Genomic DNA, 3,476 nt, shown 5'->3' on the forward strand with positions numbered 1-3,476 from the left:
CTGGCGCTCTGGACCTCGATCCCGCGCGAGCTGATCGTGGTGATCCAGGCCTTGGTGATCCTGTTCACCGGCGCGCTGGACAACATGGTGCGGATGCCGCTTGAAAAGATCTTCCTCGCGGTGCGGAAGGGGCCGAACTGATGGATTTCCTGACGATCATCCAGCTTTTGGATTCCACCGTCCGCCTGGCGACGCCCCTGCTGCTGGCCTGCCTCGCAGGCCTCTACTCCGAGCGCGCGGGCATCTTCGACATCGGCCTGGAAGGCAAGATGCTGATGGCCGCCTTCTTCTCGGCTGCCGTGGCGGCGGTTACCGGCAATGTCTGGCTGGGTCTTCTGGCGGGTATCGGCTCTTCGCTGGTGCTGGCCGGCCTGCACGGGGTGGCGTCGATCACCTTCCGCGGCAATCAGCTGATTTCCGGCGTGGCCATCAACTTTTTGGCCGCAGGCATGACCGTGCTGATCGCCCAGGACTGGTTCCAGCAGGGCGGCCGCACCCCGTCGCTGTTCAGCGGCGGGCGGTTCGGGCCGATCACCCTGCCCTTTGCCGACAGCCTGGCCGGAGTGCCGGTGCTGGGTCCGATCTATGCCGGGCTGCTGTCAGGCCATTCGATCCTGGTCTACATCGCCTTCCTGGCGGTGCCTGCCACCTGGTGGATCCTGTCCCGCACCCGGTTCGGCCTGCGCCTGCGCGCAGTGGGCGAAAACCCGGCGGCGGTGGATACGGCCGGCGTCTCGGTTGTCGGCCTGCGCTACGCGGCGGTGATGATCTGCGGCCTGCTGTGCGGCATTGCCGGCGCCTATCTGGCCACCGCGCTGCAGGCAGGCTTTGTCAAGGACATGACCGCAGGCCGCGGCTTCATCGCCCTGGCGGCGCTGATCTTTGCCAAGTGGCGGCCCTGGCACGCGATGGGCGCCTGCCTGTTGTTCGGCCTGCTGCAGGCCGTCGCGCTGCGGTTCCAGAACATCGAGCTGGGCGGCATCACCATTCCGGTGCAGGCCATGGACGCGCTGCCCTATGTGCTGACGGTGGTGATTCTGGCCGGCTTCGTCGGCAAGGCGATCCCGCCGCGGGCCGGCGGGCAGCCTTACGTCAAGGAGCGCTGAGCGCTGCACCAGCCCTTCCCGAACGCCTTGCCCTGCGCCGGGCGTTCCCGTTGCCGCCGCCTGTCTTGGCCGGGACCAGCCATCTTCTGCGGCCGCGCGCCGGTCCTGCTGCCCGCAAAGCCGCTTGCAAGGTTGACCCCGCGGGCCGGGCTTGCAGTATAGCCGCCATGTATGTCTTCCTTCCCATTGCCGAAGTCTCGGTCAACTTTCTGGTGCTGCTGGGCATCGGCGGCGCCGTCGGGGTGCTGTCCGGCATGTTCGGCGTCGGCGGCGGTTTCCTGATCACGCCGCTGCTGTTCCTGATCGGCATACCGCCTTCGGTGGCAGTTGCCACCTCAGCCAATCAGGTGGTTGCCTCTTCCGTTTCCGGCCTGATGGCGCATCTGCGGCGGCGGACCGTTGATCTGAAGATGGGCTACGTGCTGCTCGGCGGCGGGCTGATCGGCGCCGCGATCGGCATGGTGATCTTCAACTTCCTCAAGCAGCTTGGCCAGGTCGATCTGGCCGTGCAGCTTTGCTACGTGCTGTTCCTGGGGGTGATCGGCGGGCTGATGCTGGTCGAAAGCGTGAACGCGATCCGCAAGGCGCGTCTGGCCGGCCCGGCGCCCGCCTGCAAGCGCCGCCAGCGCTCGTGGGTGCAGACCATGCCTTACAAGATGCGGTTCCGCGCCTCCGGCCTCTATATCTCGGTCATCCCGCCGGCGCTGGTCGGCTTCGGGGTCGGCATGCTGTCGGCCATCATGGGAGTTGGCGGCGGATTCATCATGGTGCCCGCGATGATCTACATCCTGGGGATGCCGACCAAAGTGGTGATCGGAACATCGCTGTTTCAAATCATCTTTGTCGCCGGTTTCACCACGCTGATGCATGCCACCACAAATGACACCGTTAATGTGATGCTGGCGCTGCTGCTGCTGGCGGGCGGAGTGGCCGGGGCCCAGGTGGGCACCCGCATCGGCGCCCGTCTGAAAGCAGAGCAGCTGCGGGTGCTGCTTGCCCTGCTGGTGCTGTCTGTCTCGGTCAAGATCGGATTCGAGCTGCTGCTGGAACCCGCCGACCTGTTTTCGCTGACAGAACTGAGCGGCGGCGGATCAGCGAAAACGGCGGCGGCAGATGCTGCGCCGTGATGATAAGTCCAGTTTTCCGCGTCACGTCAGTCCTGCACGCTGCAGAGCGGCATAGATCATTGATTTTTGAACGAACTGCGGTTTAACAAGGACCATGCAGATATACCTTCCCATAGCTGAGGTCTCGGTCAATGCCTTCCTTCTCCTGGGCCTCGGGGGAATGGTCGGGGTTCTCTCGGGCATGTTCGGAGTCGGCGGCGGCTTCCTGATGACGCCGCTATTGTTTTTCATCGGCATCCCGCCCGCCGTGGCTGTCGCCACGGAAGCGAACCAGATTGTCGCCTCTTCCTTTTCCGGCGTGCTGGCGCATTTCCGAAGGCGCACCGTCGACATCAAGATGGGGCTTGTGCTGCAGGCCGGAGGCCTGATGGGGGCCGCGCTTGGGGTGGTGGTGTTCAACTACCTCAAGGCGCTTGGCCAGGTCGATCTGCTGGTCAAGCTCTGCTATGTCGTTTTCCTTGGCGTGGTTGGCGCGCTGATGTTCATCGAAAGCCTGAACGCCATCCGCAAATCCAAGAAAGCAGGCGGCACGGCCCCGGCGGCACGGCGCCAGCGCAGCTGGGTGCATGCGCTGCCGTTCAAGATGCGGTTCCGCACCTCGGGCCTTTATATCTCGGTGATCCCGCCGGTCCTGGTCGGCATCTGCGTCGGCATTCTGGCCGCCATCATGGGGGTCGGCGGCGGCTTTATCATGGTGCCGGCGATGATTTACATCCTTGGCATGCCGACCAAAGTGGTTGTCGGCACCTCGCTGTTCCAGATCATCCTGGTCACCGCCTTCACCACCATGCTGCATGCCACCACCAATTACACCGTGGACATTGTTCTGGCAGTGCTGCTGCTGGTCGGCGGCGTGATCGGCGCCCAGATCGGCACCCGCATCGGTGTCTATCTGAAAGCCGAACAGCTGCGGATCCTGCTGGCGCTGATGGTGATCATCGTCTGCGTCAAGCTGGGGCTTGAGCTGCTGCTGCAACCGGCCGAACTGTTTTCACTCGGCGATGCGGGAGGCCACTGATGATGCGCAAGCTGCTTGTTTCTGTCCTGACAGCCGCCGCCCTGGTGCTGCTGCCGCATTCAGCGGCCCAAGCGGCCAAGGAAGAGGTCGTTCTGGGACTCAGCCAGGACCGGGTTGCAATCACCGCCACTTTCGACGGTTCCGAGATCCTGGTTTTCGGGGCGGTAAAGCGGGAAAGCCCGATCCCGTCTGGCGAGCCGCTGGAAGTGATTGTCACCGTTTCCG

The 3,476-nt window shown here is 64.2% G+C and carries 4 protein-coding genes and 1 pseudogene; all 5 read left to right on the top strand.

Annotated features, from left to right (window positions below; all coding sequences use genetic code 11):
• Nucleotides 1-141 (top strand): annotated as a pseudogene (locus VOI29_RS23415) (ABC transporter permease); the annotation flags it as partial.
• Nucleotides 141-1,106: an ABC transporter permease gene (locus VOI29_RS23420; RefSeq protein WP_323784162.1), complete on the top strand. Its 966-nt coding sequence runs from the start codon at nt 141-143 to the stop codon at nt 1,104-1,106. The pseudogene VOI29_RS23415 and the gene VOI29_RS23420, both read left to right, overlap by 1 nt.
• A 167-nt stretch (nt 1,107-1,273) precedes the next feature.
• Nucleotides 1,274-2,233, top strand: coding sequence for a sulfite exporter TauE/SafE family protein (locus VOI29_RS23425; protein WP_323784164.1), 960 nt, complete (start codon nt 1,274-1,276; stop codon nt 2,231-2,233).
• Between the two features lie 94 nt (nt 2,234-2,327).
• Complete coding sequence (locus VOI29_RS23430; protein ID WP_323784166.1) at nt 2,328-3,251, top strand: sulfite exporter TauE/SafE family protein; 924 nt, start codon at nt 2,328-2,330, stop codon at nt 3,249-3,251.
• Between the two features lie 2 nt (nt 3,252-3,253).
• Nucleotides 3,254-3,476, top strand: a 223-nt coding sequence (locus tag VOI29_RS23435) for a TIGR02186 family protein (RefSeq protein WP_323784168.1), incomplete at its 3' end; no start/stop codon positions are given.

The sequence above is a fragment of the Leisingera sp. genome, assembly GCF_034669605.1.
Lineage (GTDB): Bacteria > Pseudomonadota > Alphaproteobacteria > Rhodobacterales > Rhodobacteraceae > Leisingera.

What these genes read in the sequence shown, in the direction of transcription:
- VOI29_RS23430 (WP_323784166.1), top strand. Translation starts at nt 2,328, where the DNA reads ATGCAGATATACCTTCCCATAGCTGAGGTCTCGGTCAATGCCTTCCTT.
- VOI29_RS23420 (WP_323784162.1), top strand. Translation starts at nt 141, where the DNA reads ATGGATTTCCTGACGATCATCCAGCTTTTGGATTCCACCGTCCGCCTG.
- VOI29_RS23425 (WP_323784164.1), top strand. Translation starts at nt 1,274, where the DNA reads ATGTATGTCTTCCTTCCCATTGCCGAAGTCTCGGTCAACTTTCTGGTG.